Source organism: Micromonospora sp. ATLC16, from assembly GCF_057196645.1.
In genome coordinates, this window is sequence record NZ_JBXUOW010000001.1 from 24,687 (window position 1) to 49,687 (window position 25,001).

31 protein-coding genes, 1 tRNA gene and 1 pseudogene are annotated in these 25,001 nt (G+C 68.4%); 17 read left to right on the forward strand and 16 right to left on the reverse strand.

The features are described from left to right. Positions 1 to 63 precede the first annotated feature (63 nt). Genes AC2CHE_RS00135 through AC2CHE_RS00150 form a run of 4 tightly spaced genes read left to right on the forward strand, consistent with a single transcriptional unit; the run spans position 64 to position 3,184 of the window. Positions 64 to 402: a PadR family transcriptional regulator gene (locus AC2CHE_RS00135; protein ID WP_484502806.1), complete on the forward strand. Its 339-nt coding sequence runs from the start codon at positions 64 to 66 to the stop codon at positions 400 to 402. Further along, the gene (locus tag AC2CHE_RS00140) at positions 399 to 1,217 is read left to right on the forward strand and encodes an ATP-binding cassette domain-containing protein (protein WP_484502807.1); all 819 of its coding nucleotides are present in this window, start codon (positions 399 to 401) and stop codon (positions 1,215 to 1,217) included. The genes AC2CHE_RS00135 and AC2CHE_RS00140 overlap by 4 nt, the downstream gene beginning before the upstream one ends. Continuing rightward, the gene (locus AC2CHE_RS00145; RefSeq protein WP_484502808.1) at positions 1,214 to 1,906 is read left to right on the forward strand and encodes an ABC transporter permease; all 693 of its coding nucleotides are present in this window, start codon (positions 1,214 to 1,216) and stop codon (positions 1,904 to 1,906) included. Before AC2CHE_RS00140 ends, AC2CHE_RS00145 begins: the two co-directional genes overlap by 4 nt. A 54-nt stretch (positions 1,907 to 1,960) precedes the next feature. After that, the gene (locus AC2CHE_RS00150; RefSeq protein WP_484502809.1) at positions 1,961 to 3,184 is read left to right on the forward strand and encodes a hypothetical protein; all 1,224 of its coding nucleotides are present in this window, start codon (positions 1,961 to 1,963) and stop codon (positions 3,182 to 3,184) included. 14 nt (positions 3,185 to 3,198) lie between these two features. Here AC2CHE_RS00150 and AC2CHE_RS00155 read toward each other — a convergent pair whose 3' ends face one another. Next, complete coding sequence (locus AC2CHE_RS00155) at positions 3,199 to 4,248, reverse strand: NAD-dependent epimerase/dehydratase family protein (RefSeq protein ID WP_484502810.1); 1,050 nt, start codon at positions 4,246 to 4,248, stop codon at positions 3,199 to 3,201. On the opposite strand from AC2CHE_RS00155, the gene AC2CHE_RS00160 reads away from it, so the two are divergent. Then, positions 4,247 to 4,546, forward strand: coding sequence for a winged helix-turn-helix transcriptional regulator (locus tag AC2CHE_RS00160; protein WP_484502811.1), 300 nt, complete (start codon positions 4,247 to 4,249; stop codon positions 4,544 to 4,546). The two genes, AC2CHE_RS00155 and AC2CHE_RS00160, sit on opposite strands and share 2 nt — an antisense overlap. 212 nt (positions 4,547 to 4,758) lie before the next feature. On the opposite strand, the gene AC2CHE_RS00165 is transcribed toward AC2CHE_RS00160, so the two are convergent. From AC2CHE_RS00165 to AC2CHE_RS00175, 3 genes are read right to left on the reverse strand one after another with little or no spacing between them, the layout of a single operon-like run. Further along, a complete protein-coding gene (locus tag AC2CHE_RS00165; protein ID WP_484502812.1) occupies positions 4,759 to 5,136 on the reverse strand; it encodes a type II toxin-antitoxin system VapC family toxin in 378 nt (125 codons plus the stop codon). 11 nt (positions 5,137 to 5,147) lie between these two features. Beyond that, the gene (locus AC2CHE_RS00170; RefSeq protein WP_203684803.1) at positions 5,148 to 5,414 is read right to left on the reverse strand and encodes a ribbon-helix-helix domain-containing protein; all 267 of its coding nucleotides are present in this window, start codon (positions 5,412 to 5,414) and stop codon (positions 5,148 to 5,150) included. Positions 5,415 to 5,447: 33 nt separating this feature from the next. After that, positions 5,448 to 5,639 (reverse strand): hypothetical protein, encoded by a 192-nt coding sequence (locus tag AC2CHE_RS00175; RefSeq protein WP_484502813.1) that lies wholly within the window; start codon positions 5,637 to 5,639, stop codon positions 5,448 to 5,450. Here AC2CHE_RS00175 and AC2CHE_RS00180 point away from each other — a divergent pair, their 5' ends adjacent. After that, positions 5,640 to 5,870 (forward strand): hypothetical protein, encoded by a 231-nt coding sequence (locus AC2CHE_RS00180; RefSeq protein ID WP_484502814.1) that lies wholly within the window; start codon positions 5,640 to 5,642, stop codon positions 5,868 to 5,870. On the opposite strand, the gene AC2CHE_RS00185 is transcribed toward AC2CHE_RS00180, so the two are convergent. The 7 genes from AC2CHE_RS00185 to AC2CHE_RS00215 form a co-directional block, all read right to left on the reverse strand. Further along, positions 5,836 to 5,910: transfer RNA gene (locus tag AC2CHE_RS00185), tRNA-Lys, on the reverse strand. The two genes, AC2CHE_RS00180 and AC2CHE_RS00185, sit on opposite strands and share 35 nt — an antisense overlap. Before the next feature lie 155 nt (positions 5,911 to 6,065). After that, a complete protein-coding gene (locus AC2CHE_RS00190) occupies positions 6,066 to 6,992 on the reverse strand; it encodes an LLM class flavin-dependent oxidoreductase (RefSeq protein ID WP_484503017.1) in 927 nt (308 codons plus the stop codon). After that, on the reverse strand, positions 6,992 to 8,050 hold the full coding sequence (locus AC2CHE_RS00195; protein ID WP_484502815.1) for a phosphotransferase: 1,059 nt from the start codon (positions 8,048 to 8,050) through the stop codon (positions 6,992 to 6,994). The genes AC2CHE_RS00190 and AC2CHE_RS00195 overlap by 1 nt, the downstream gene beginning before the upstream one ends. 12 nt (positions 8,051 to 8,062) lie before the next feature. Continuing rightward, positions 8,063 to 9,121: a tryptophan--tRNA ligase gene (trpS, locus tag AC2CHE_RS00200; RefSeq protein ID WP_484502816.1), complete on the reverse strand. Its 1,059-nt coding sequence runs from the start codon at positions 9,119 to 9,121 to the stop codon at positions 8,063 to 8,065. 29 nt (positions 9,122 to 9,150) lie between these two features. Next, positions 9,151 to 11,133 (reverse strand): aminotransferase class I/II-fold pyridoxal phosphate-dependent enzyme, encoded by a 1,983-nt coding sequence (locus AC2CHE_RS00205; protein WP_484502817.1) that lies wholly within the window; start codon positions 11,131 to 11,133, stop codon positions 9,151 to 9,153. Then, the gene (locus tag AC2CHE_RS00210) at positions 11,130 to 11,969 is read right to left on the reverse strand and encodes a hypothetical protein (protein WP_484502818.1); all 840 of its coding nucleotides are present in this window, start codon (positions 11,967 to 11,969) and stop codon (positions 11,130 to 11,132) included. Before AC2CHE_RS00210 ends, AC2CHE_RS00205 begins: the two co-directional genes overlap by 4 nt. After that, entirely contained in the window at positions 11,966 to 12,631 is a 666-nt protein-coding gene (locus AC2CHE_RS00215; RefSeq protein ID WP_484502819.1) for an HAD family hydrolase, read from the reverse strand. Before AC2CHE_RS00215 ends, AC2CHE_RS00210 begins: the two co-directional genes overlap by 4 nt. 247 nt (positions 12,632 to 12,878) lie before the next feature. On the opposite strand from AC2CHE_RS00215, the gene AC2CHE_RS00220 reads away from it, so the two are divergent. The 6 genes from AC2CHE_RS00220 to AC2CHE_RS00245 all read left to right on the forward strand — a co-directional run bounded on the left by AC2CHE_RS00220 (position 12,879) and on the right by AC2CHE_RS00245 (position 17,369). Continuing rightward, positions 12,879 to 14,072, forward strand: a complete 1,194-nt coding sequence (locus AC2CHE_RS00220) for an NsdA family TPR-like regulatory protein (protein WP_484503018.1) — start codon at positions 12,879 to 12,881, stop codon at positions 14,070 to 14,072. After that, positions 14,069 to 14,749 (forward strand): HAD family hydrolase, encoded by a 681-nt coding sequence (locus tag AC2CHE_RS00225; RefSeq protein ID WP_484502820.1) that lies wholly within the window; start codon positions 14,069 to 14,071, stop codon positions 14,747 to 14,749. Before AC2CHE_RS00220 ends, AC2CHE_RS00225 begins: the two co-directional genes overlap by 4 nt. Positions 14,750 to 14,871: 122 nt before the next feature. Continuing rightward, positions 14,872 to 15,399 carry a DUF6244 family protein gene (locus AC2CHE_RS00230; protein WP_484502821.1) on the forward strand — a complete coding sequence of 176 codons (528 nt, stop codon included), beginning with the start codon at positions 14,872 to 14,874 and terminating at the stop codon, positions 15,397 to 15,399. Positions 15,400 to 15,605: 206 nt separating this feature from the next. Beyond that, entirely contained in the window at positions 15,606 to 15,992 is a 387-nt protein-coding gene (locus AC2CHE_RS00235) for a CdiA C-terminal domain-containing protein (RefSeq protein ID WP_484503019.1), read from the forward strand. A 15-nt stretch (positions 15,993 to 16,007) separates the two neighbouring features. Continuing rightward, positions 16,008 to 16,460: a SitI3 family protein gene (locus AC2CHE_RS00240; protein WP_484502822.1), complete on the forward strand. Its 453-nt coding sequence runs from the start codon at positions 16,008 to 16,010 to the stop codon at positions 16,458 to 16,460. Positions 16,461 to 16,631: 171 nt separating this feature from the next. Next, complete coding sequence (locus tag AC2CHE_RS00245; protein WP_484502823.1) at positions 16,632 to 17,369, forward strand: protein kinase family protein; 738 nt, start codon at positions 16,632 to 16,634, stop codon at positions 17,367 to 17,369. Here the strand turns inward: AC2CHE_RS00245 and AC2CHE_RS00250 are convergent. Beyond that, positions 17,366 to 17,857 (reverse strand): DUF6933 domain-containing protein, encoded by a 492-nt coding sequence (locus AC2CHE_RS00250; RefSeq protein ID WP_484502824.1) that lies wholly within the window; start codon positions 17,855 to 17,857, stop codon positions 17,366 to 17,368. The two genes, AC2CHE_RS00245 and AC2CHE_RS00250, sit on opposite strands and share 4 nt — an antisense overlap. A 148-nt stretch (positions 17,858 to 18,005) precedes the next feature. On the opposite strand from AC2CHE_RS00250, the gene AC2CHE_RS00255 reads away from it, so the two are divergent. Beyond that, positions 18,006 to 19,145: a hypothetical protein gene (locus AC2CHE_RS00255; RefSeq protein WP_484502825.1), complete on the forward strand. Its 1,140-nt coding sequence runs from the start codon at positions 18,006 to 18,008 to the stop codon at positions 19,143 to 19,145. A 66-nt stretch (positions 19,146 to 19,211) separates the two neighbouring features. On the opposite strand, the pseudogene ybiA reads toward AC2CHE_RS00255, so the two are convergent. After that, positions 19,212 to 19,782 (reverse strand): annotated as a pseudogene (gene ybiA / locus AC2CHE_RS00260) (riboflavin biosynthesis intermediates N-glycosidase). A gap of 89 nt (positions 19,783 to 19,871) precedes the next feature. Here ybiA and AC2CHE_RS00265 point away from each other — a divergent pair. From AC2CHE_RS00265 to AC2CHE_RS00275, 3 genes are read left to right on the forward strand one after another with little or no spacing between them, the layout of a single operon-like run. Then, entirely contained in the window at positions 19,872 to 20,234 is a 363-nt protein-coding gene (locus tag AC2CHE_RS00265) for an ADP-ribosylation/crystallin J1 (RefSeq protein ID WP_484502826.1), read from the forward strand. Positions 20,235 to 20,240: 6 nt separating this feature from the next. Continuing rightward, on the forward strand, positions 20,241 to 20,732 hold the full coding sequence (locus AC2CHE_RS00270; RefSeq protein ID WP_484502827.1) for a hypothetical protein: 492 nt from the start codon (positions 20,241 to 20,243) through the stop codon (positions 20,730 to 20,732). Between the two features lie 56 nt (positions 20,733 to 20,788). Beyond that, entirely contained in the window at positions 20,789 to 21,466 is a 678-nt protein-coding gene (locus AC2CHE_RS00275) for a hypothetical protein (RefSeq protein WP_484502828.1), read from the forward strand. A 299-nt stretch (positions 21,467 to 21,765) separates the two neighbouring features. On the opposite strand, the gene AC2CHE_RS00280 is transcribed toward AC2CHE_RS00275, so the two are convergent. Together AC2CHE_RS00280 and AC2CHE_RS00285 are read right to left on the reverse strand one after the other, a co-directional pair. Further along, a complete protein-coding gene (locus tag AC2CHE_RS00280) occupies positions 21,766 to 22,233 on the reverse strand; it encodes a DIP1984 family protein (protein WP_484502829.1) in 468 nt (155 codons plus the stop codon). Positions 22,234 to 22,359: 126 nt separating this feature from the next. After that, positions 22,360 to 22,632: a hypothetical protein gene (locus AC2CHE_RS00285; RefSeq protein ID WP_484502830.1), complete on the reverse strand. Its 273-nt coding sequence runs from the start codon at positions 22,630 to 22,632 to the stop codon at positions 22,360 to 22,362. Positions 22,633 to 22,946: 314 nt separating this feature from the next. Here AC2CHE_RS00285 and AC2CHE_RS00290 point away from each other — a divergent pair, with 314 nt between their 5' ends. Then, positions 22,947 to 23,321 carry a hypothetical protein gene (locus AC2CHE_RS00290; RefSeq protein WP_484502831.1) on the forward strand — a complete coding sequence of 125 codons (375 nt, stop codon included), beginning with the start codon at positions 22,947 to 22,949 and terminating at the stop codon, positions 23,319 to 23,321. Positions 23,322 to 23,778: 457 nt separating this feature from the next. On the opposite strand, the gene AC2CHE_RS00295 is transcribed toward AC2CHE_RS00290, so the two are convergent. Continuing rightward, positions 23,779 to 24,426 carry a helix-turn-helix transcriptional regulator gene (locus AC2CHE_RS00295; protein WP_484502832.1) on the reverse strand — a complete coding sequence of 216 codons (648 nt, stop codon included), beginning with the start codon at positions 24,424 to 24,426 and terminating at the stop codon, positions 23,779 to 23,781. Between the last annotated feature and the right edge of the window lie 575 nt (positions 24,427 to 25,001).

Below are 25,001 nucleotides of genomic sequence, written 5' to 3' on the forward strand. Positions count from 1 at the left end.
GTCGGACTGCCGTCCCGCACTAGGTAGTTGTGCCATCTAGGTAGTGGCACTAGGGTTCGGCGGGTGGATTCCGACCGTCGGGGGCAGTGGCTGCGTGGGGTGCTCGATCTCTGCGTGCTCGCCCTGCTGCGCGACGGCGAGTCCTACGGCTATCAGCTTGCCCAGTCGCTCGACGCCGCGGGCGTCGGACCGATCCAGGGCGGCACGCTCTACCCGGTGCTGCTGCGACTGCAACGCACCGGGCTGGTCACCGCGCGGTGGCGGGAGGGCGACTCCGGTCCGGCCCGCAAGTACTACCAACTCACCGACGACGGGCGAGCGGCGCTGCGGCACGGCGGCTACGCCTGGTTGGCGTTCGTGGCCCCGGTGACCGGCATCGTCACGAAGGGGGTCGACGGGTGAACGCCGACGACTGGCTGCGCGCGTTCGCGGCCGAGCTGCACCAGCGCCGGGTGGGCGGCGACGCCGTCCGGCACGTGGTCGCCGAGGCGGCCACCCACCTGCGCGAGGGCGGCGGTGATCCGTGGCTGGTCTTCGGCTCGCCGCAGGCGTACGCCGCCGCCATCGTGGAGAGCATCGGCACCGCACCCGGCCCGCGCCCGGGCCCCGTCCGGTTGCACGCCCGGGACCTCACCAAGCGGTACGGCCGGCGGGTGGTGCTCCGCGACGCGTCGCTCACCGTACGGGCCGGGCAGATCGCCGCCGTGGTCGGCGCGAACGGCTGCGGCAAGAGCACCTTCCTGCGGATCTGCGCCGGCCTGGTCTCGCCGGACGCCGGGGAGGTGACCGTCTCGGGCCGCTTGGGCTACTGCCCCCAGCAGGGCGGCACCGCCGACTTCCTGCTGCCCGACGAGCACTTCGTGCTGGTGGGCGCCGGGCAGGGCGTGCCACGGGGGCCCGCCCGGCAGGCCGGCCGAGCGGCGGCCCGACAGCTCGGCTGGGACGCCGAGAACGCCGTGCTCGCGCGGCACCTCTCCGGCGGCACGCGGCAGAAACTGAACCTCACCATGTCCACGCTGGCGCAGCCGGACGTGCTGCTGCTCGACGAGCCGTACCAGGGCTTCGACCAGGGCAGCTACGTCAACCTCTGGGACCAGCTGACCCGGCTGCGCGACGAGGGACGGGCCATCGTCGTGGTGACCCACCTGCTCAACCAGCTCGACCGGGTCGACGTGGTACTCGACCTGACCCCCGCCCACCAGGGAGGTCGATCGTGAACCGCCTGGTCACCGTGGCCGAGATGACGCTGCGGGAGCTGGTGCGCCGCCGCGGCGTACTCCTGCTCCTGCTGTTGATGCCGTTGACCTTCTGGCTGATCCGGCGCGACTCCTACGTCGGGCAGTCGGTGCGCGCGCTGCTGCTCGGCATCAGTTGGGCGGTCAGCACGGCGGCGCTCTTCGCCACCAGCGCGGCCCGCGAACTGGAACCCCGGCTGCGGCTCGCCGGCTACCGCCCGCACCATCTCTACCTCGGCCGGATGCTCGGCCTGTGGGCGCTGGGGCTGACGATTTCGGTGCCGTTCTTCCTGATCACCGTCATCGACGCGAACAACCTGCGGTACGGCGGCATCGCCGTGGCGATGCTCTGCTGCGTGGCCGTGGCCGCACCGTTCGGCATGTTGATCGGCGCCCTGCTGCCCCGCGAGTTGGAGGGGACGCTGCTGCTGCTCACCGTGGTGGCGATGCAGATGCTGCTCGACCCGGCCGACGCGGGGGCGAAGCTGACGCCGTTCTGGTCCAGCCGGGAGATCGGCACCTGGGCGGTGGACCACACCGACGACGGTTACCTGACCCGGGGCGTCCTGCACGGGCTGGTGGTCACCGTCCTGCTGATCGTCACGGTGGCGGCGGTCTTCGCCGTTCGGTTACGTCGACGGCGGCACCTGCACCACGTGCCGATCGCCTGACCCTTTCGTCCACGGCGGGGCCGGGTCCGTTGACACAGGACCTAGCATCACGGGGTGCGTCTCAGATCCTCCACCGCCACGGTCGCGTTCGGGCTAGCCGTCGCCACCCTCGCCGCGTGCAGCCCGTCCGTACCGAGCGTCGACCCGCGCGACGCGCAGGCGCCGGTGAGTAACCCCTCGCCGGCACCGAGTGTGTCGGAACAGGCGCCGGGCGCGCAGGCCACCCCGGCGGCTCAGACCGGGCTGGGCAACAGGCCGACTGCCAGTGCCAGCCCGACCCCGACCCCGACCCGTGCATCCCGGGGTGCCCCCAACAGCGGCAACCCGGGCGGACGGGTGACCGTTCCGGCGGCCGGGCGGGCGGTCGACACGTCGAAGCCGACCCGCACCGTCGGCGACGGCACCGCCGACAGCTGCACCTCCGCCGCCGTCATCCGGGCGGTGGCGGCCGGCGGGATCATCACCTTCGACTGCGGCCCCGACCCGGTGACCATCCGGATGACCGCCACCGCCAAGGTACGCAACGCCAACGGTCCTCAGGTGGTGCTCGACGGCGGCGGCAAGGTCACGCTCAGCGGGCAGGGCAAGCGGCGCATCCTCTACATGAACACCTGCGACGCGTTGCAGGGCTGGACCACGTCGCACTGCAACGACCAGGATCACCCGCGGCTGACCGTGCAGAACCTCACCTTCGCCGATGGCGATTCCACCGGCCAGCGCACCGACGGCGGTGGCGGTGGGGCGATCTTCGTCCGGGGTGGCCGGTTCAAGGTGGTCAACTCGCGCTTCGTCGACAACCGCTGCGACCGTTCCGGCCCGGATCTGGGCGGTGCCGCGATCCGGGTCCTCGACCAGCACGACGACCAGCCGGTGTACGTGGTCAACAGCACGTTCACCGGTGGTTCCTGCGCCAACGGCGGCGCGTTGAGCAGCATCGGAGTGTCCTGGGTCGTCCTCAACAGCGTCCTGCGGGACAACGAGGCGGTCGGCGAGGGCGCCAACCCGGCCCGCTCCGGCACGCCTGGCGGCGGCAGCGGCGGGGCGATCTACTGCGACGGCAACAAGTTCTCCGTACGTCTCGCCGGCACGGTCGTCGAGGACAACGACGCCCGGGAGGGCGGTGGGGCCGTCTTCTTCGTCAGCAACGACCGCACCGGCACCCTGCGCGTCGAGAACTCGACCCTGCGCCGAAACCCCAGCCACGGCTTCGAGAACCACCCCGGCATCTTCTACCTGGGCTCCGGCAAGCCCACCTTCACCGCCTCCACCATCCGCTGACCCTGTCGGCGGGGTCAGTAGGGGTTGCCCTGGCCGGCGGGGAGGCTGGGTGGAATGGCGAGGGGCGGGCTCTCGGTTCCGGCGCGCTCGGCCATACCGGTGAAGAGTTCCCGCAGGGCGGTGACCGAGTCGACGCTCGGGCGCCAGCCAAGCTCGGTCTCGGCCCGCTCGCTGGACATCAGCGGCGCGTTGAGGGCCAGCTCGACCCAGCCGGCGTCGACCGGTTGCAGCCGTGCCCGCCAGGTGAGCGCCGCGGCGGCCCGCAGCACCGGGGCGGCCACCGGCACCGTCCAGCCGTGAAAGTGCCGGGCCACCAGCTCGGGAGTCAGCACCGGGTCCGCCGCGACGTTGAAGGCGCCGCGGGCGTCCCCCATGATCGCTCGGGCGTACGCGTCAGCCACGTCGTCGGCGTGCACCACCTGCATCCGCAACCGCCGGTTGGTGGGCACCAGCGGCAGCCGGCCGAACCGCAGCAGCCGCACCGGTGCCAGCGGGCCGAGGAAGTACCGGCTGATCTCGATGCCGGCATCCCGCTGAAAGATCAACCCGGGACGCATCCGGACCAGCCGTAGCGCCGGATGGCTCCGCTCGATCCCGTCGAGCATCTCCTCCACCGTCGCCTTGTCCCGGCTGTACGACGACCCGGGCACCCCGGTGGCCGGCCAGCGCTCGCTGACCGGCACGTTCTTCGGGCCGGGCGCGTAGGTGCCGACCGACGAGGCGTACACCAGGGCCGGCACCCGGGCGCGCAGCACCGCGTCGACCACCGCCCGGCTGCCGCCGACATTGGTACGGCGCAACACGTGCTGGTCGTGACTGGGCTGGATCTGCCAGGCCAGGTGCACCACCGCATCGGCGCCGGCAAAGGCACCGGTCAGCTCGTCCGCCGCGCCGGCCAGGCCGATGTCGCAGGAGTGCCACCGCACCGCGTCGTACGGCTCACCCGCACCTGCGGGCGGCAACCGCCGCGCCACCCCGACGATCTCCACGTCGCGCTCGCGCCGCAACCGGCGCAGCACCGCCGAGCCGACGTTCCCGCTCGCTCCCACGACCACGATCCGCATGCCCGCTCCGTACCCGGTCAGCCGCTTTCCAAGCGCAGCCGTCAAGCCCGCCCTGATCCCGTGGGAACTGCACACCGGTCCCCGACGATTCGCCGAGCTGCGTCGAGGGCTGCCGGGGGTGAGCGAGAAGATGCTCATCCAGCAGCTACGCGAGCTGGAGGCCGACGAACTCGTGCACCGCGAGGTCTACCGACAGGTGCCGCCCAAGGTGGAATACTCGCTCACCGACTTCGGTGCCTCCCGCAACCGGGCACACTCCTCCCCCTCGGGGACTGGGGTGAGCAGCTGGCGCGCATAACCACAAACCGACGCCGTTAAGGCCGAGGTTCACCGCGGAGGCCGGCGGGTCGACGCCGATAGGTGGGCAGCTGTTTCGGGTGGGCCGGACGTTGCACCATGCGAACCGCCCGATCATGGTCACCGGCGAAGCGCTACCGGGGCGTTTAACCAGCTCACGGGCCAGCGGCAGCCTCGGATACGTGAAAGCCGCAGATGCCTGAGCCGCCAAGGTCACACGCGGCGTACGACCAATCCCGGCTTGACCTCGGCCGCCGCGCTCAGGTGCGTGATGTCGTCGGGATCGCTGGTGAACACGATCGCCCCGTACGCCAGTGCCACCGTCACCACCGTGGCGTCGACGATGTCCCTGGTCCCCGCCTTTCCGCACAGCACGCCAGCCGTTTTCGCCGTCTCCATCCCTACCGGGAGCACCTCACAGCTGTGCAGGAATCTCCCGAGCTGGACCTGACGACGGGCATCACGCCAGCCCTGGGCCACGACGACGGCAGGAATGAGCACACGGCGCCCCTCTTCCAGCGCCAGATGGTGGATGACCCACATCCGCCGATCGTTGCCGTCGATCGCCAACAGCACACCGGCGTCGTACACGTACGGAATACTCACGCCGCCGCCGGCCCGGAGACATCAAAGGCTTCCGCGTCCGCCGCGGCCATCTCCGCCCGAGCTGCCGCAAGCTCCTCGAGCGTGAACGCCCCATGCTCGGCCTGCCAATCCGCGACGACCTTCCGTCCCACCCGGCGCCGCAGCTCACTCTCCGCCGCGCTAGCCACCAGCCGCGACAACGGAACCCCGTCCTCGCGCGCCGCCGACCCGAGGGCCTCGACCAGCTCCTCCGGGAGCGTCACCGTTACCTTCTTCACCGCCATAGGATCACCATACTCTTGTATGGCGGCTTCCCATCAGGCTGACTGACGATGCAGCGGCAGCATCCGATCAACCAGGCGCGAGCCCACCACCGCGAGACCAACGCCGACCGGCACGCCGAACGAAGCCCTCAAAGTCCGCCGCGACGAGATCACCGACCTCATCAGCGACGAACCCGTCGCACCGTCACCCAGCACCCTCGCGAAACCCGAGCCCGCCTCGAACACGTGATCACCAACGGCGACTCACCCGAGCGCAAAGCCATCATCGAGGAACTGATCGCCGAGATCCGCATCATCGGCGACGAGATCATCCCGGTGTTCCGGCTACCCCGCGACGAGCCCGTCGCGATGGACGCGGCGACACCCGCTACGTCCACCGGCGACGGCAACGAACCGGATCCGGTTCGCGCAATGCCAAACCTGGTGGGCCGCCTGGGACTCGAACCCAGAACCTAAGGATTAAAAGTCCTCAGCTCTGCCATTGAGCTAACGGCCCGTCGTGCCATCAGGCTACCCGATCACCCCGACTCGGTTGATGGCCCGCCGGGTGCTAGATCGCTGCCGATGGCGGTCCGCTCCCCGCCTGGCCGCCGGCCAGAAGAACCAAAGCGAAACCAGGCCCTCGCAGCCGGGATACGACCGCCAGCCCGTCTACGGACCCTGGGAGCTAGAGAAGATCGCCATAGCTTGTGCAGCGAGCTCAAGCTGCTGATTGTCACACACGGCGAATGGCGCTCCGAAGGCGCAGATGACCTGCTCGACGCCCGCTTCCCCCCATCGGCGGAGCTGCTGAGCAACTTCCGCCGGTGTACCGACCAGGCGGGACTGTGCCCAGCTCTGTAGCGAGACGTCAGCCAGTGCGTTGCCGGGAGCCCAGCGCTGCAGCATGCGCCATCGTCTCTCAAGGTCGTCGTTGTCGCGGCCGATGAGCGTCGTCAGGCCCAGAGACCGCTGGACCGCCACGGGGTCACGCCCGTGACGTTGGCAGGCATGCCGCAATGTCGCATCCCTGCGCCGGTATTCGGCGATCGTGCTGTCCCATGCGGTGTTCCACCCGTCCGCGATCGCGGCGACCTCAAGTAGCTTTGGGCGCTTCCCGGCAACCCAGACTGGCACGTCCGGCACTCGCCGCTGAAGGAAGCGGACCGTGTCCGCGAGCGATGCCAGTCGCTGTCCTGCGGGCGGGAAGTCCAGGCCATTCGCCCGGTGTTCCGACTCGTTCCATCCGGCTCCGAGGGCGACGTCGAGTCGCCCGGCGGCGAGTTCGTTCACGGTCGTCACCATGCGTGCGAGGAGGTACGGGTTCCTGAATCCGATGGGCGTTGCCAACGAGCCGATGCGGATGCGGGTGGTCGTGGCCGCGATCGCGGCCAGCAGGGTCCAGCACTCGGCCGGCTCCTGTCGTCGCTCTGGTTGCCCTGCCGCGGCGACGTCGACCCAGAAGTGGTCGGAGACCCACACTTGGTGGAATCCCGCGTCCTCGACCAGGGTGGCGTACTCGATCGCCCGTCGGGCGACGGAGGGCTGCGGTGTCGGGAAGGAGAACGGGTAGTGCGGCAATGCCAGCCCGAGCTGCATCACGCCGCCGCCCGTACCGGCGCCGTGAGCAGCCGTATGGCCGGATGGCGTGTGTGCTCGCCGGTAGTGAGCCGGACGCATTCGCCGAGCAGTGGTGCGATGAGGTGACGTCGCCCGGCCAGCACGGCTCGGGGTATCTCCCGGAGCAGTAGCAGTGCCACATATCGCGCCACATCACTGAGATCCTGCTCTGTGCGGGTCGGCGTCGTCATTCGCCGGTACGCTTTGGCCGCCGGATCCCCGAACCGGCGCAGCCGGGGCGATTCACCGATGACGTAGTCCAGCACGAGCCCCTCGGGTCCCGCTGTGACCGTGCCGGAGGCGTGGTCCAGGAGGTCGCGGACGTACCAACTGCCGATCAGGTGGCTGACCATCATGCGCCAGTCGTGGTGCTCGCCGGACCATTCCCAGTCCACGAGGTGCCACGTCCCGTCATGAGCGACCAGCACGTTGCCGGCGTGCGGGTCGCCGTGGCAGGTGACCCGGAAGTCGGGTCTGCCGACGCCGAGGAGCCGCTCGAAGGCCCGAGCCCACGAGCCCAAATCACTTCCGTTGATCACGAGGCTCGACCACCCTGACGGTGGTTGGAGGTCTGTGGTGAGCGCGTCCTCCAGCCCTTGGAGGCCGCGCCTGCACCGCAGATCGTGACTGCGGGTGGCGTGGGCGGGATCGAAACCGGGTCGGGCGGTTGACCGCCACACCGTGACAAGAGCGGCCACCACGTCCCGCCAGGCCACGTAAAGCTCCGGTGTGGGTCCGAGGCGGTCGATGGCCTCGTCAAGGCTCCACACGGCGGGCGCCGCCGTGACGATGACGTCAAGGCCGGCCTCGGCTGCGGTGCCGAGCACGGCCGGGGTGTGCGAAGCGAAGTGCTTCTTCATGAGGGCGTGCCGTTGGGCCTGCACGGACGAGCTGACCCTTGGGTTGCGGGTGACCTTCGTGGCGACAGTCGCACCGCCAGGTTGTCGCAGGAGGAACACCTCAGCTCCCGAAGTCCCCGACCTGATTTTTCGCAGCAGGAAGCTGCCGGCCTGCCGGCCGGCTTCGTGGTGACTCATGAGGGTTCTCTTCTACGCGGTGGTGGCTGCGGGTTTACGGGACCGTTCGGCCTTGCGGCGGAGCTGTGTGTAGACGCCGGTGAGGCCCATCGCCTTGCGCGCCTCGAAGACCGTCTGCTGGACCTCGCGTCGGGTGCGTTCCGTGCCCTCCACGATCAGTTCGTCGACCAGGCCCTTGTCAGCCTCGTAGCGGGCGCGTCGCTCGCGCATGGGGTCGAGGAACGCGTTCAGCGCGATGGCGAGCTTCTCCTTGACCTCGACGTCGCCGACCCTGCCCTCGCGGTAGCGGCCCTTGAGGTCGTCAACCTCGGTCCGGTTGGGGTTGAAGACGTCGTGGTATTGGAACACCGGGTTGCCTTCAACCGTGCCGGGCACGTCCGCGCGGATCCGGTTTGGGTCGGTGTACATGCCCATGACCTTGCGGCGAACCTCGGCCGGCTCGTCGGAGAGGGCGATGGCGTTGCCCAGGCTCTTGCTCATCTTGGCCCGGCCGTCGGTGCCGACCAGGGTGGGCGTCTCGGCACTGACCAGCTCGGGGACGGGGAAGACCTCGCCGTAGAGGTGGTTGAAACGGCGGGCAATCTCCCTGGTGACCTCGACGTGCGCGGCGTTGTCCTTGCCGACGGGCACCACGTGGGCCTTGACGCAGAGGATGTCGGCGGCCTGCAGGACCGGGTAGCCGAGCAGCCCGTACGGCATCTCCTCCTTGCCGGCGTCACGGGCCATGTCCTTGAGCGAGGGCACCCGCTCCAGGCGCGGCACGGTGACCAGGTTCTGGAAGAGGGTGTTGAGGTCTCCGACTTCCTGGATCGCCGACTGGAGGTAGAAGGTGGCGGCGTCCGGGTCGATCCCGGCGGCGAGGGAGTCGACCACCATGTCCCGGGCGTTCTGGGTGGCCCTCGCGATGTCGTCGCGGGTGTTTTTGGTGGTCAGCATGTGCAGGTCGGCGATGATGAAGAAGCTCTCGTACTTTCGGTGCAGCTTCACTCGGTTGGCGATGCTGCCGACGTAGTGGCCAAGGTGCAGTTTCCCGGTGGGGCGGTCACCGGTGAGCATCCGCTGAGCGGTCATGACGATGGGGCCTTTCGCGGCGTGACGGGTCAACGAAGGTCGCGCAGGGCGCGCACCAACGGGGCGACGGTCGCCTCGTCGATGAGATGAACCTGAATCATCGTCGGAAGTCGCCATCGTGAGCCGTCACGGAACCGCAGCCCCCGGGCCCGGAGTAGAGCGAGGACCTGGTCGCGCCGGTCCCCGAGATCGATCAGAAGGAAGTTCGCGTCCGATCCGGCATACCCGATGCGCAGCCGGTCGAGTTCGGCGGTCAGTGTCGCGTACGCCCGCCGGTTGAAGGCGATGGTGCGCCGAAGGTTGCTGTCGTCGCCCAGGGACGCGCGTGCCGCCGTGGCGGCCAGCGCGCTGACGGCGTACGGAAGCCGATGTCGACGCAGCCGGTCGGCGTAGCCGGCGCTGGTGACCGCGTACCCGACTCTGGCACCGAGCAGACAGTGTGCCTTGGACAGCGAACGGCACACCACCAGCTCATCGCGCTCCTCAAGGAGTCGCGGCGTCAGCGCGAGGGGATGTGCCATGAACTCACCGTAGACGTTGTCAATGATCAGCTTCGCCCCGCTGGGCAGTCGAGGCGCGACCTCGGCCAGCAAGTCGGACAACGGTACCGAGATGCCGGAGATGGTGTGGGGGATATCAACCAACACAGCGATGTGATCATCCTCCAGCGCGGCTCGCAGCGCCGCCAGGTCGTGCGTGAGTGCGCCGCTATCCCACGCGACCTCGTCGTAGCGCAATCCGTTTCGGGTGGCGAGCTGTTCGTAGAGCTCGAAGGTGGGAGCGGTCGCGAGCACAGCCCCACCGGCTGAGGCCTGCTCACGCATGATCCAGTCGAGGATCTCGGTTGTGCCTCGGCCGACCACGACCTGTTCCGCCGCCACCCCGGCGTACCGGGCGATCTCGGCCTCCAGGCCCACCGGTTCCCGGCTCGGTGGTCGGTACAAGCTGGGAGCGGCCCGGGTAACCGCCGTCGGTACGGCGGGACTCGTGCCGACGCGAGCGAGCGCGACCTGTCGATCGTCACCGCGAACGCCGGCAACCACTTCGTCGAGGTGCTCGATCTTGCACTGCCCGCACAGCACCTCGCCGGCTCGGCATCGACGCGCCACGACGGTCGCCCGCTCAGGTGCGGACAATAGTTCGATGACCTCGAAGGTCGGGCAGTCGTTGGGGTTGCCCCCATATTGGCGCTGCTCCTCGGCGCGGGCCCGGCCGCCGGTCACCGCGCCGATGAACTTTTCCCGGACGGTGTCGGGACTATCGGTCAGAAGGATCGTGGAGGCCGGATCGTTGATGCTGGCCCGGCCACCACGACGCCGCAGGTTCGGCACCAACCGTCGATAGGCAACGTACGGCGTCGGTGCCGCGAGGCGATCCGACACGGTCCTCATCAGCGCCGTATGCGTCACCTGACCGGCGTCAACCAGCGCGATCGACCCTCCCACGCTCTGCTCATACAGGAAGAAGCTCATCATCGTCACCGCGTCCCGCAGCAGATTCAGTCTGGTGTCATCGGACCAGCCATAGACCTGCCGCATCCGGCGCAACACCAGCGCGGACAACACATCGTCCTCGAAGGCCCGGACCTCGGCCGTGTCGAGGTCGATGAGGCGATCAAGGGCGCGTCCGCCGAACTGCTTCACCCGTTCTGCCAAGAGCTCGACAACCGGTGCGGAGGCCGTGGTGCGGTTTTGGCGGCTCATGAAGGACACGGAGTGGCCCTTTTCCTGCAGCCATGCGACGTCCCGCGCGAGACTGAGATGGCCGAGGTGCAGCCGACTTCCGGCAACACCGACGCGCACGTCCCCACAATCGTCACCAGTCGCGGCCAGTGCTGGGCTCGCAGGCTGCCAGGCCCAGATGGTCCGGCCCGCCAGGTTGTCGATCACCGGCGGTAGGCCCTCGGAGTCGGGACCGAGCAGTTGGAGCCCGAAACGGCGTGCCCTGTTGGCGTGCTCGTCCGCTACGAGGCTATTGCGGGCCGCGTGCCACTCGGCGAGCAAGGCGCTCATCGGCCGGCTCGCCCACGCGAGATCCGTTGCAGCGACTCGTAGACTCGCTGCCGCTGCCCGACGGTCGTGCGCTGGCGGGCCTTGTCGCGGTAGAGGTCGGGGAAACGGACGTCGCTGTCGTGGCAGACCGCGCCGAACGCCCAGAACCGGGCAGCCGTGATGGCTCGCTCGTGCCGAAGGTCCCCGATCGCCGCCTGCCGGGAGTAGGCGTAACGGCCGTCCACCGTGCGATCGATCATCTGCGCCTGCTGATAGGCGTCCACGATCACCTGCGCTTGCCGTCGCCACAACGGCGATGCCAGCACCGGTGCCTCCAGGACTCGGGCCACGTAGCTGTCGAAGTCTGGATAGATGTCGAGGAACGCCAGGTAGGAGTCGGCGAGGATCTGGTGGCGAGTTCTGGTGATCGCGTCGAGTCGGCCGGCCACTTCAGCGGCCAGCGGAGCCAAGAACCGCGCCACGCTCGTCAACAGCTCCGAGGCCTCGCCGGCCGGTGTGCAGATGAACGGGCTGAACATCTTTAGCGCGAAGTAGCCGCCGTACGCGCGGTCCAGCCCGTCGCGGTACAGGGCCGACCAAGGCAGCGAGTAGACGGTCACCGGAGCGTCGCGATAGGTGGTGCCAACGCGGGTCGGTGGAACCTCGTCCTCGCGATGGAGCATCATCACGTCGAAGTCACTGGCTGCGGTTGCCGTGCCGGTGATTCGGCTGCCGTAGAAGACCCAGACCCGGTCCCCAGCCGGGATGCACTCCGTCGCCACGCTCAAGGTGTCGATGAGTCGAGGGATCTCGTCGAGGAAGCTCTGGGCGGCGATGTCACGGTAGGGGCCGCTCACCAGGTCCTCCGCGTTGATGCGGCAAGCCAACCATCGACGGCGGCGGTCCAGGAGCCGGTCGTGTCGGCCTGGAAGCCGTCGACCCCCAGGCTCCTGAACGCTTCGACGTTGGCCTCCTTGTCATCGACGTACAGGAGATTGTCACCGGGTGACGCCTGTTCAAGAACCTGGACGTAGGCGGAGGGATTCGGCTTGACCGCGCCGGTCTGGCTGGAGATAAAGATCCGATGGGTTTGCCGATGCAGGCCGGCCGTCTGCAGTGCGGGCACCAACCATTCGTGGCGATGGTTGGACAACAGCCAGATCTGCGCCCCCCTCGACCAATTGCGTAGCCGGGAGACGGCCGGTAGCGGCCTCATCGTCGACCGCAGCACCGACCGCCAGGCTGGCGATGGCTGCCCGAGACCGCACGCCGCTGCGAACGCAGGCCAGAACGCGGACTCGTCGAGCAGCCCAGACCACAACGCGTCCCGGAAGTAGTGGCGGAAGATCGCTGCGACCCGGTCGGAAGAGGTTCCGGCCTCCTGAGAGACAACTCGAAAGAGAGGTGCCATCGGCTCCGCCAACAGAACCCCGCAGACGTCCAGCACCAGGACGGGCCGTGGCCGGAAGTCTTCGTGAACCTCGATCGGCCTGTACCTCTGGGTGTTCGCGCCGTGCATGTGCCCTCCCTTGGAATGAGAGGCACCGAGGCGGGCGGGTTCAGCTCGCGGGCCGGGGGAAGCGCGCGTGCTCTCCGGCACCCGCCTCGGTGCCGGCTTGGGTATCGCCGCCGTCGATGCGGTTGCTGTACACATCGAGCTTGGTCGGTACGGTGTGTGCGTCGGAAGCCACAGGGCGTAGGCCCACGGTGGCCTACACCTGGGCACTGGTCAGGGGGACCGGGTGAACGGTGAGACTTTCGGGCAGGTGCTGCGCAGGCTTCGTCAGGAGCGACGCTTGTCGCTCCGGAAGTTGCAGGTACTGACCAGCTATGACTTCACGTACCTGGGGCAGGTTGAGCGAGGCGAGAAGCCAGGTTCGATGGAGCTCGCCGAGGTGTGCGACCGGGCACTCGGCGTGGACGGCCTGCTCGTGAAGACATACGGTCGGGTATCAGCGGCCCTGACCCGACCTGGGAACCAGGAGGATGAAATGCGCCGGCGGACTGCGATTAAGGCGATGGCGGTTTCCCCGCTCGCTTTCGTCGATCAGGCTGAATTGGTTCCGGAGCTTCAAGTGAGCCGACTCGAACGCAATGCGGAGATATACCGGCACCTGTACCACGGGTCTGGGAAACCTGGCGATCTGCTCAGCCTTGCACGCGATCACCTTGACACCGCGGTCGACGTCATGCGGCAACTGCCCGACGGAGGACTCAAGCGCCGAGTCCTACGCACCCGCAGCGAAGTCGCCACGCTGGCCGGCCGGCTGACGTTCTTCGACCTGCAGCGACCGGCCGACGCGCGGGGCTACTTCGGGCTCGCCCACGAAGCGGCCATGCAGGTGGGCGACGACCTCCTCGCCGCAGCCGCGCTCGGCCATCTCGCGTTCGTGCCGGCGGCCGAGCACAACACCTCAGCGGCCATCAGCTATCTCGCTGGCGCTGCTGATCACGCCCGACGAAGTGGCGTGCCGGTGGTCCAGTCGTGGATCGCGGCGGTGGAGTCCGAGGTGCTGGGCACAGCGAACGCTGCCGGCACGCTACGTGCTCTCGACCAAGCAGCCGTACGCCTTTCCCGCCCCGCAGACGCGGCACCGCCAGTGTGGTTCGACTACTACTCGGCGGACCGTCTCGACGGATTCCGCGGTCGGGCATTCCTTCAGCTCGGTCGCCCCGAGGAGGCCCGATCCGCCCTCGCGGCGGCGCTACGTGGACTCGGTCCCGTGGCGGTCAAGCAGAAGGCGGTGTTCCTCATCGACATCGCTAGCTCGTATCTCGGCGATCACCCGCAGCTCGACCAGGCATGTGACCTCGCTGGAGACGCCGCCGCGACGCTGGCGATGGCCGGCTACGCAACCGCGAGCACCCGCCTTCAGGAGTTCCGTACCCGGCTGAGGCCGTGGGACGATGCCACCGTCGTTGCTGACCTTGACGAGCGATTGGGTGCGTTGACCGCATGACCGTCCAGACCTCTTCCGCACGGCGAATCCGCGCTGTCTACTTCGACGTGGGCGAGACGCTGATCAACGAGTCCACCGAGTACGGCACCTGGGCGGACTGGCTCGGCGTTCCCCGGCACACGTTCTCTGCGGTGTTCGGGCAGGTCATCGCGCAGGGGCGGGACTATCGGGAGGTCTTTCAGCACTTCCAGCCCGGATTCGACCTCGCACTCGAGCGGCAACGCCGGGCCGAAGCCGGACTTGCGGAGCACTTCAACGGCCGCGACCTCTACCCTGACGTCCGGGACTGCCTCGCCGCGCTGAAGGCCGACGGCTACTTCGTCGGTGTGGCGGGTAACCAGACCGCTCGCGCCGGCCGGCTGCTGCATGAGCTGAACCTGGGTGTGGACCTGATCGCGACGTCGGACGACTGGGGCGCGGAGAAGCCGACCCCTGAGTTCTTCGTCAAGCTGGTCGAGTCGGCGGGGTGCGCGCCGGAGGAGATCGCGTACGTCGGCGACCGCCTCGACAACGACATTCTTCCCGCGCTGGACGCCGGCCTGACGACCGTCTTCATCCGCCGCGGACCGTGGGGCTACTTCTACGCCACTCGCTCCGAGGTAGAGCAGGCGCACCTTCGCATCGACAACCTCGTTGAGCTGCCTCAACGCCTTCGGAACATTGGCATCGAGAACTGACGGTGATCGTCGAAGTGCGAACCTGCTGGGGACCGACGGAGACAGGGTTCCTAGACGGTGGCCTGTATTCGCCGGAGTGCAGCTGAAAGTAAACCGGCGCCGAACGGGTGGAGAGCAGCCCCATGTCGAACATCGAGAAGGTTGACGCTGAGTTGCGTGCCCTGACAGCCGGCGTCGACAGAGCGCGCGGCCTCACCGCCGCAGCCGGTACCCAGGCGCAGGAGGTCGGGGTTCGTGCCGCAGGTGCCGGCTTCGCCGCGGTGGCTGCCGGCATGGTCCGGGTCCATGGCGCGATCGGTGAGATCCAGGCTGGTCTGGGCCGCCTCTCGGCGTCGATCGGGGAGGCGGCGCAGGCCACCGCGGCGGTGCCCCGCCAGGGCACACCGCAGGAGACAATCGCCGGGCTCGCACCGGTGCAGAGCGCGGTGGACGGCGCCCGCGACGCGGCGACCGCAGTGATCAGTCAGGTCGGCGAGGCACAGCAACTCGTTACAGCCGTCCTACTCGGCGGGCAGCCGGGACCCCTGCTACAAGCCTTGGACGGCGTCAAGCAGGTCGTGGTGCTCATCGTTCAACGTACCGGCACCGCCCGGCAGTTCGTCGACGCGGCAGCAGCCGAAGCAAGACAGCTGGGATCAGCGGGAAACTGACGGGGGCTGGCGGTCCCTCGCCGGCCAGCCCTTCCCCCGACACCCACGGCAGTACAGCCGCAACCACACTCGCCAAGGAAGCCTCCGACCTACCCGGATCGGCTTTTGCCCCTTGGAGTAGGCCGCCCACGGGCGTTCCGGGCGGCTCGCCGACCGGACCACGAACCAGAATCCCACCCCGGGAGGACGACGCGGTACGGCGCTCGCTGGAGTTGGAGAACGAGTGCGCCGACACCCTCGCCCACGACGGCTACCGCGTACACCAGAACCCGACACGGCGGGAGATCGCCGACGCACGCCAGAGCACCGGCGACGTGGGCAAGCCCGACAAGGAACCCGACTACCTCATCGAGGGCCACGTCTTCGACTGCTACGCGCCCACCCCCGGCAAGGCGGTACGCGGGGTGTGGACGGAGGTATCGCAGAAGGTGGCCAGGCAGCAGACCCAGCGGGTGGTGCTGAACCTGCAGGACTGGCGCGGCGACATCACTGCCCTGCAGAAGCAGTTCGACGACTGGCCGGTCCCGCAGCTCAAGGAACTGGCAGCGGTGACCCGAAGCGGTGCGATCATTCAGATCGTCCGACGAGACTGAGAAGGCAGGCAGCACGTGGGCATCGAGTACCGACTGACCCTGGCCGGCGACATCCCGCTGGAGGACCTCGCTCGCCTCGTCGCCCCGCACGGCGCCGAGGAGTCGATACGGCCCGGCTACCCCCGGCTCCTCAGCGCCGACCTCCGAGAGGAACTCGGCTACACGGTCACCATCTACGCAGGCAGCAACGGCTACTTCGACGCCGAAGACGATGACGGCACCCAATGGGAATGGGAACCCGACCCGTACACCAACATCGCCTTCGACCTGCGAAAGAACGATCCACCCGAGGACGTGGTCCCCACCATGGTGTCGGCCGTCGGCCGGATTCTCGCCAGCCGGCACGAGGACGCCGCGCTCGTGCTCAACGGCAACTGGCTCCTGCTGACGAGAGTCGCGGGAGAACTACGCGAACACCGGCCCTCGTGGTGGGACACCTACGGAGTCAGAGGCATGGTCGCCCACTGAATCCCGGCCCATACGAGGCCAGTGCCGACAACGCACTCCCCCACCGCACGGCCGGACGCTGCACCCACCTGGGCGGGGGGTGTCGCGCGGCAGGCCGCCACATCACGCCACCGATGGGAGACGCAGAGTTCCGCGGCGCTGCCCTCGGCGGAGGCGCATAGGCTCACCGGCGTGCTGGAGCTATCGCTGGCGTCCGCGTTCGCGGTCTTCGACGCCCAAGGCTCGGGGTGCGTCTCCTACGGCGTCGAGGCGTACGGGCGCCGCTGGTTCGTCAAGACAGCTACCACTGCGGCAGCGCGCGGTTCGCTTCGGCGAGCTGTCCAGTTCCACGCCTCCGTCCGACACCCGGCGATCGTCCGCCCGGAGCACGTTCTCGACGGGCCGAAGCTGGTGTACCCGTGGCACGACGGCCGGGTCCTCAATCACGCCACCACACGCGGCTCGGACCGCTCGGCGCTGGTGCAGTTCCAGCAACTACCCCTGCCCGAGGTCGAGGCGGCCATCGACACGATCCTCGACGCGCACCTGACCGTCGCGGCAGCGGGCTACGTCGCCGTCGACCTGTACGACGGCTGCTTCCTCTACGACTTCACCGCCAAGCGGATGCGGCTCATCGACCTGGACGAGTACCGGCCGGGCCCATTCGTCCTCGACGCCGACCGCCTCCCAGGATCCCTGCGATACATGGCTCCCGAAGAGTCCGTGCGCGGAGCCGTCATCGACCAGCGCACCACCGTCTACACCCTCGGTCGCACCATCCAGCACCTCCTGGACTCCCCACACGGCTGGCGCGGCTCCCCCGCGCAACACCAGGTGGTCGCCTGCGCCACGCAGACGACGCCCAACGACCGATACGCCGACGTGGCGCGACTGATCTCGGCCTGGCGCAGCTTGAGCCGTAGGGCTTAGCTGACGTGCTGCACGATGGCCATCAGCTCGCGATCCGGACTGACGTGACGCTGGTAGAGCGGGCTACAGGGCGTCGCGGCCAGCCGCACGGCGAGATCGACAAGGTTCGGCTTGGCAGCGTCACGCCAGGTGCCGGCGAGGAAGGCGAACTCGTTCATGACGCCGACGATGCTGCGACTTGCAGTCGGCACGACCCGCCACTGGCGCATCTGGTCGACCTCGGCGCGAGTAACCACATCGGGCACGCCGTGGGCGGTGAGCACGTCACCGACTTGGTCGGCGACCCGGGCCGGCATGGTGGCAGCCGGGGCGAGGGGCATCAGCGCCGGCAACAACGTGCGCTCGTTGACGAGCAGCGCGACCTGCGGTCGCCACGGCAACATCGTCGCGTACCAGTCACCGAGCAACGTCGTGGACTCCTCGCCGTCGTGCGAGGCGGATAAACCGATGCGTTGGCGCAGCTTCGCGGTCGCACGCAGGACGAACATCGGCCCATCCTCCCGCATGCGCGCGTCCGCCACCTGGCACCGTCCCGGGACGGCTTTACGACGTCGGGCTGCGTCAGTCAGTCTCGCTGGCGTGCAGTGAGCCGGCGCGTACCTGAACGGATGATCCTCGTGGTGAGGGAGAGCATCGGTGAGTGAGTACCAGTACTACGAGTTCGTGGCGGTCGACCGGCCGTTGACCTCGGTGCAGCAGCGTGAGTTGCGGGCGTTGTCGACGCGGGCGCGGATCACCTCGTCAAGCTTCGTCAACGACTACCAGTGGGGTGACCTGAAGGGCGACCCGCGGGAGTGGATGCAGCGGTACTTCGACGCGTTCCTGTACCTGGCGAACTGGGGCACCCATCGTGTCGCGCTGCGGCTGCCGGTCGCGGCGCTGGACCCGGGGACGGCCGCAGAGTACTGCGTCGGACAGTCGGCCTGTTCGTGGTCGACCCGTACCCACGTGATTCTCGACCTGCACAGTGAGGACGAGGACGGCGACGAAGAGGAGGAGTACGACGGGGCCGGTCGCCTCGCCGCGATCCTTCCCGGCCGGGCGGAGTTGGCCGCCGGGGATCGGCGGTTGCTGTACCTGGCGTGGCTGCTGTGCGTACAGAACCGCGAGGCCGCGGACGACGAGCCGGAACCGCCCGTCCCGCCTGGCCTGGGCGACCTGTCTGGGCCGCAACGCGCCCTGGCCGACTTCCTGCGGCTGGACCCGGAGCTGCTCGCCGTGGCGGCGGAGGGGAGCGCTCCGCTGAAAGAGAAGGCGCCGTCGGGGGCGGCGTTGTCCCGGTGGGTGACGGCGCTGCCCGAGGCGGAAAAGAACGACATTGTCGTACGGCTGATGCGCGGCGACGCGCACCTGCGCTCGGAACTGCTGGCCCGTTTCCATGGCACGGGCCCGAACGAGGGCGTTCGGACCGGCCGTACGGTCGGGGAGCTGTTGGCCTCCGCTGAGGAACGCTGGTCACGGCGGCAGCAGCTCGCCCAGCAGCGTGAGGCGGCCGAGCGGGAGCGTCGGGAGCGGGCGGCTGCCGCTGCCCGTGAGCAGCGGCTGAACGTGCTCGCGGGCCGGCAGGAGCAGGAGTGGCAGCGGGTGGACGCGATGATCGAGACGAAACGACCGAAGGAGTACGACGCCGCCGTCGTCCTGCTGTGCGACCTGAAGGCGCTGGCCGATCGGGACGGCGACGCCGAGGCGTTTCGGCAGCGGATGCGGCTGTTGCGGGAGCGGCATGCGCGTAAGCCGAGCCTGCTGCATCGGCTCGACCGGGCCGGGCTGAGCTGACTGCAGCGGGGACGATTCAGGCTGCTACCGCTGACGAGAGCGGTGAAGCCGCCGTGGATCTTGAGGTCATCCTGCATCGAGGTGTGCGCGGGCGCGCATCAGTGCGAACCCGAGGAGGTTCTCACCGCGCCACTGGGCGGGATCATGCACACGTGGGTCGGTGGCGGCCAGGCCGATACCCCAGACGCGGTCCACCGGGCTGGCTTCCACCAGCACGCGGTTACGCGTGTGCGACAGGTGCTGGCCGAGGTCGGGGTGCTGGCTGAACTTCGCCACGTTGGCGGCGACGACCAGGTCGAAGCGGTGCGCCTCCCACAGTGCCTGGTCGAAGCCGCGTACCTGCCGGCCCAGGGTCTTGACCGCGCCCGGGTGCGACGCGGCCAGTATCTGCTCGGCGATCGCCTCGTCGCCGAACAGGCGCGCCTTGCCGACCATCATGTAGTGCTCGGCGGGTGGCGTATCGGATGCCGTCCACGACGAACGGGGCCGGCCACCACTGGCTCAGGCAACCCGGTCCGATGCTGCCGTCGGGTTGGGGCCGATGGCCCCAGAAGAACAGGTACTTGAGGCGCATTTTCGCAGCGACGAGCGCCTGCAGCTCGGGCAGGCTGCACGGCAGGGGATTCGTCTCGGGCATGACCAGCAGGCTGCCAGACCCGCGCGGTGCGGGACCAGCGCGTTTCGCGACTGCCGGTACCGTACCTCGGTCGGAGAAGGAGAGCTGTGGTGACGGAGACGATGACGCTGTGGCGGCCGACCGGTCAGCAGGAGCTTGAGCTCGTCCGCGCGTCTGGTTGGAAGGCTTGGCCGGCGCGGCTGCCTGACCAGCCGATCTTCTATCCCGTCCTCAACGAGCAGTACGCGATCATGATCGCCCGGGACTGGAACGTCCCCGCCTCCGGCGTCGGCTACGTCACCCGGTTCCACGTCGACCAGGAGTTCGCCGCCCGCTACCCAGTCCGGCAGTTCGGCGGCCGCGACATCCTTGAGCTGTGGGTGCCGGCCGAGGAACTCGACGAGTTCAACCGGCACATCGTCGGGCTCATCGAGGTGGTCCACGAGTTCCGCCCGGTCGAGCAGGCCGAGTGATCGGCGGTGGATGCCACCGAGCGGCTCGTACGGATCCGGCAGCTTCTGGCCGGGCTGCCGGGCCCGTACGGCAACGGCCAGCTATGGACCGTGATCCGATTCACCAACACCAGCGACCCCTTCCCCGATGCGTTCGCGTTCCTGACCGGCGCTGCCGTTCTGGATGCTGGCGGTCCAACCGGAGCCCCGCCGCAGGCCCCGCAGGAGGCGGCGCAGCTGTCCGCGCGGATGAAAGAGGCAAGCCAGGACGTCGCCTCCGCCCTACTGATCAGACTGGCCTCACGCACACTCGCCTACGGGACGCGGGGGCGATACTCGGAGGAGCGCGCTCGTGATGTGCTCCGGGCGCTGGTGAAGCTGCTCGGCCATGGAACCCGTTGGTGGACGAACACCGACCTGGTCTCATGGGAACCGGTCACCCGACACGTCATGGACGCCTTCGTGATCGGCAAGGGCGGCGGCGTCATGGTCGCGGTGCTGGCTACTGACGAAGACTGAGTCACGACGACTCCCTGCATGCCTGACGACGTCTCCGTCACCCGTAGGCTCGCGCGGTGACCGCGTACGACATCGCCGCCCGCCTGCCCGCTATCGACGAGCTGCGGAAGCGTTGCAAGGCGCTCGCCGTCCTGGAACGCATCATCGACGGCGGGGCGCCCTACTACGGCTACACCGCTCGCTGGGGCCCAGACGAGGCGGCGTCGATGAGCAACGGCAGCGGCGACGAGTGGACCATCGTGTTCACGAGCCAGGGTGCGTTCATCCGGGTGTTCGATCATGAGTCGGCGATGTCGCCCTATGGCGACGCAGACCACGAGTTGTGGCCGGGCCTGCTCGACGGCCTCCCCGAGGCGTTGCACCCGCAGGTGACCGAACCTGCGTTCTGCGACGAGACGGGGCAGTTCTTCGCCACCGCTGTGCTGTGGAGATTGAACGGGGACAACTGCTGGCGCGCCGGGAAGGGCATCGACTTCCCGCCGCTGCTCGGGCCGTACGACGTCGGGCCGGACGGCTCCGGCATGCTCGACATCCTGCTCGACGACATCGTGGACCGGTTCGTCGAGTTCTGCGGCGACTACTACGAGATCGAGGTGGACCGGGCGGCGGTCGCGCACGTCGTCGAGCACCGGCCCCTCACCGACGCGGTGGTTCGCGCCCTGAACCCCCAACTCACTGTCGCCATGGCGCACAAGGACCTCGTCGCGATCGGTTACCCGGTAGCCGCGCCGTAGTGGATGCCTGGGTGTGTCCTCCGTCGCCCGGTCGCGCGTGAGCGACGGCGGCCAGAATCGGCGGGACCTTGTTGTAGGAGGTTGCGGAAGTCCCCTGTCCCACCCTCGCCGTCGTGGATCTGCACCCGGTGGTGTGCCGTGCCCTGTGCGCCGTCACCTGTGTGCTGTGCTGGGCGTGCGATGTGTGCCGGGGAATCGAACCCCTGCGCCTGCCCTCGGCGCGCCAGGAGTGAGCCGGATTACCCGCCGGCTCGCGGGTTCGTGCACGCCTCCACGTCGGCTACCTGCTCCGCAACCCTTCAGTCCAGCAGCTCGACCTCCCAGTTCGTCCGCTGGCTCAGCGTGTCCACCTCGCGAAGCTGCCGGGCGAGGCCATCCGCCTGCCGGCGCAGCTCGGCCACCGGCAGCGCCGGAATCATCTTCAACTCCGACCGCAGCTGCCGATACCCACGCTGACCCTCACCCGCGGCGGCGTCCGCCGCGGACGTGACCACGCTGTGCCGCAGACGGAGCACGTCGCGACGCGCGAGCGCGTCCGTGAGCGTGCCCGCCTCGTCCACGGCCGTGGCCGCGTTGGTGCGATTGATCCGCCGGATAAGCGACTCCAGCTCACCGAGTGCGTCGCCCGCCTCCGCGAGGAGAGCCGAGGCATCCTCAGCCGGCGCCTCACCCTCCTGATAGCGGGCGCTGGCCGTGATGCGGGCACGGAGTTGTTCGGCGCGCCGCGCCGCATCCGCGCGCAGCGCCAAGGCCTCAGCAAGCTTCATGGGCACCAGTATGGCCAGCGAAGATCAGTACGCGCTCCCAATTTCCTCCCGATCCGGTCTGCCTCCTGAAGGCCCACGACCGGAAGGCGGAAATTCGGCCAAGAGGCCGGGCGGAATCCGGTGCCCTCAGTCCAGCAGCCCGCTGGTGCGGCGGGACAGTTCGGCGAGCCGGTTATCGGCCTGCTCCCGGCGGAGTCTCACCCAGTCCTTGCCTTCTGCGGCGACCCCCTCCAGCACGTGCAGGGTCTGGTGGAGGCCCGAAGCGTCGACGGTCAGGTCAGTGATGGAGCTCGGGTCCTCGTTGGGTTCGGTCGGTTTGGTGTCCGTCCCGGTCACCTGGACCGTCATCTTCTCGCCGCTGTTCAGCGTGAGGTGGAACGTCGGCTTGCGCAGAGCCAATCCATCGATCCGGACGGCGGAGATCGCGTGGAATCGGTAGTTGAGTCGCTGCGTGTCGCGATGGTCAGCGCGTCGGAAGTCCAGCTCAAGGTCGACCTGCCGTACGCCATCCTCGGTGAGCAGGAAGAGCAGGAGTCGGTAGTGGGAATAGGTCTTCGCCCTAGGCAGCCGCGCAGCCGTCCTGCCGGGTTCAGCCGTCCGCGGCAGGAGCGTGAGGCGTCACGTCTTGTTGAGAAGGCTGTGAATGCCCGGCCGAAGGTCGGTGGAGGTGAAGTCGGCGCGGTGGCTGGCGTACGTCTATGTATGGTGTTGGTATGCCCAACCACGGTAACGTTTCGTCAGGCTCACTGGGCAGAACCGATGTCAGCCGCGTTCCGCGCTGGTTGTGTGGTTTGGCGCTGCTCTCTGCGGCTGCGGTTGGCTTGTCGATGACATCGTTCCTGGCCGCGACGCCTCTTCAGCCGATGCTCTACCAACTCGGGGTCGGCGCGGCGCTCCTCAGTATGGCAGGTGGGGCGGTCCTACTGGCGCACACCAAGCTGCGGAGCCTTGCTCGACGCGAGGCTGCCGCTGCCGTGGCGATCGGTGTGACGGTCTTCGCCTGTGCGATCGCCGCCTCTATGGCCGCGGCGTCGCCAGCCGACTATCGCGGTGGCGATCAAAGGTACCTCGACTATCGAAACGAATAGCATCGGCGAGATGCACCGGAGTCTCGGGCATCGCCCGGCACCCGTGAGCTGGGCAAACTCAGCGGTAGCGGGTCACCGGCGATCGTCGCGGTGCGGTTCGCATGGTGGTACCTCCGGCCCACAACATGTTGACCTGTGATCCATGCGCGTGGAATGAACCTTGCACGAACCACCCGCATGTTGTTGGCCCGAGCGCTGCGGGGCGGTACTAGCGGGGTTCCTGCTCTGGTACGTCGCCTCGGCCGACGTGCTGCACGCCGTCACCGTCGTCGCCCGCGGCGAGGCGCTGACGGCTCGCGGGCTGGACAACGATAAATCGTCGCAAACATGGCGATCAGCCCGCTGACCGCCAAGACTCACGTCAAACCGCGCGATGACCAGGCGGCACCGCGTCACGACTGCACCCACCTGGTGGTGGGCCTACGAGGCAGCCTGATCACACCTCAGCGTTGACAGCTCAGATCCAGCCGTTTCCGCGTGCGTGGACGATTGCCTCGGTGCGGTTGGCGACACCCCATCGCTCATAGATGGCGCGCAGGACGCGGAACATCGTCCGCTCGGAGTAACCCGCGTGCGCGGCTAGCCGTGCGACCGTGAAGCCCTGGGCGAGTAGGCGTACCCACGAGATCTCGGTCTCCGTCGGGATATGTCCGACTTGCAGCGATCGGGGCAGCGACGTCAGAGCCCGGACCACGTCGGCCGGAAGGAGGCTGCGGCCTGAGGCGGCTGCCGACAGGACGTTACGCACCGTACCAGCGTCGGACTCCCGCGCCATTACGCCCACGGCACCGGAGGTCAGTGCCCGCACACAATGGTCCACGTCGCTGTTCTCGATGACGGCAATCACCGAGGTTTGAGGTCGACTGTCCCGCAGCGCCGCGAGTAGTGTCCAATCCGACGGGCCGAGCAGGGTTAGCGAGATGAGATGCGGTCCGGCATGCCCGCCCCAGGTTAATAGATCGCTGGGGAATTCGACGTCGTGGTCGGTGTCGCGCATTACCTCGGCGATTCCCCGGCCGAACATGGGGAGCGGATCGGATACGGCGATCCGAATACGACGTGACAAGGTATTCCTACCGCCCTTCGCCGGTGCGGACAGGGTCATTGCATGTTCGGATAGATGCTAGTCGCGGCCTAGGAGATCGTCTGACCTACGGTCAGCGCGTTGGTTGATACCGGACCCGCGAGGATTCCGTGCAGCCGGGACCAGGCTCACGGCGTCGAGGAGGGTTCGGCGGTCGCCGTAGGTGGCGGGGCCGGGGGTGTCTCGGGTCTGGGGCTGTCACGGTGAGTGCGGACATCAGAGATGATGCCATCGGCGGGTGTAGTCCTTGGTGGCTGTGCAGCGCCAAAACTCCCATGATCACCTGCAGGCTTTATTCGCTTCAATCACCTCTATAGAGGCCATTCACTCCATGAAAAACCTGGCCAGTCCGTCATGCTCTGAGAGCGCAACGGCCCTGCCGGTATGGACGGGGGTCCGAAGTTGGCGCCGACGCGGCGTGGCCGCGGCAGGATACCGCCATGGAAGGCACTCCACCGCCATCAAGGACGTCATAGACGCGCGGTGTGTTGGCATCGTAACTTCGAGTGCACATACCTCGGCGTCGCTATTCCACAACCGTGCCGGACCATCTATTCGCGCTGGCGGACAACTAGCTCCGCGCAGCGGTCTTTTGC

Bases quoted from the DNA above. Each gene is read 5' to 3' on its own strand.
- AC2CHE_RS00155 (WP_484502810.1), bottom strand. From the start codon at position 4,248: ATGCGGATCGTGGTCGTGGGAGCGAGCGGGAACGTCGGCTCGGCGGTG.
- AC2CHE_RS00205 (WP_484502817.1), bottom strand. From the start codon at position 11,133: ATGAGCGCCTTGCTCGCCGAGTGGCACGCGGCCCGCAATAGCCTCGTA.
- AC2CHE_RS00295 (WP_484502832.1), bottom strand. From the start codon at position 24,426: ATGACCCTGTCCGCACCGGCGAAGGGCGGTAGGAATACCTTGTCACGT.
- AC2CHE_RS00215 (WP_484502819.1), bottom strand. From the start codon at position 12,631: ATGCACGGCGCGAACACCCAGAGGTACAGGCCGATCGAGGTTCACGAA.
- AC2CHE_RS00250 (WP_484502824.1), bottom strand. From the start codon at position 17,857: ATGTTCGTCCTGCGTGCGACCGCGAAGCTGCGCCAACGCATCGGTTTA.
- AC2CHE_RS00160 (WP_484502811.1), top strand. From the start codon at position 4,247: ATGCCCGCTCCGTACCCGGTCAGCCGCTTTCCAAGCGCAGCCGTCAAG.
- AC2CHE_RS00170 (WP_203684803.1), bottom strand. From the start codon at position 5,414: ATGGCGGTGAAGAAGGTAACGGTGACGCTCCCGGAGGAGCTGGTCGAG.
- AC2CHE_RS00195 (WP_484502815.1), bottom strand. From the start codon at position 8,050: ATGAGTCACCACGAAGCCGGCCGGCAGGCCGGCAGCTTCCTGCTGCGA.
- AC2CHE_RS00290 (WP_484502831.1), top strand. From the start codon at position 22,947: ATGCCCAACCACGGTAACGTTTCGTCAGGCTCACTGGGCAGAACCGAT.
- AC2CHE_RS00190 (WP_484503017.1), bottom strand. From the start codon at position 6,992: ATGCAGCTCGGGCTGGCATTGCCGCACTACCCGTTCTCCTTCCCGACA.
- AC2CHE_RS00230 (WP_484502821.1), top strand. From the start codon at position 14,872: ATGTCGAACATCGAGAAGGTTGACGCTGAGTTGCGTGCCCTGACAGCC.
- AC2CHE_RS00225 (WP_484502820.1), top strand. From the start codon at position 14,069: ATGACCGTCCAGACCTCTTCCGCACGGCGAATCCGCGCTGTCTACTTC.
- AC2CHE_RS00280 (WP_484502829.1), bottom strand. From the start codon at position 22,233: ATGAAGCTTGCTGAGGCCTTGGCGCTGCGCGCGGATGCGGCGCGGCGC.
- trpS (WP_484502816.1), bottom strand. From the start codon at position 9,121: ATGACCGCTCAGCGGATGCTCACCGGTGACCGCCCCACCGGGAAACTG.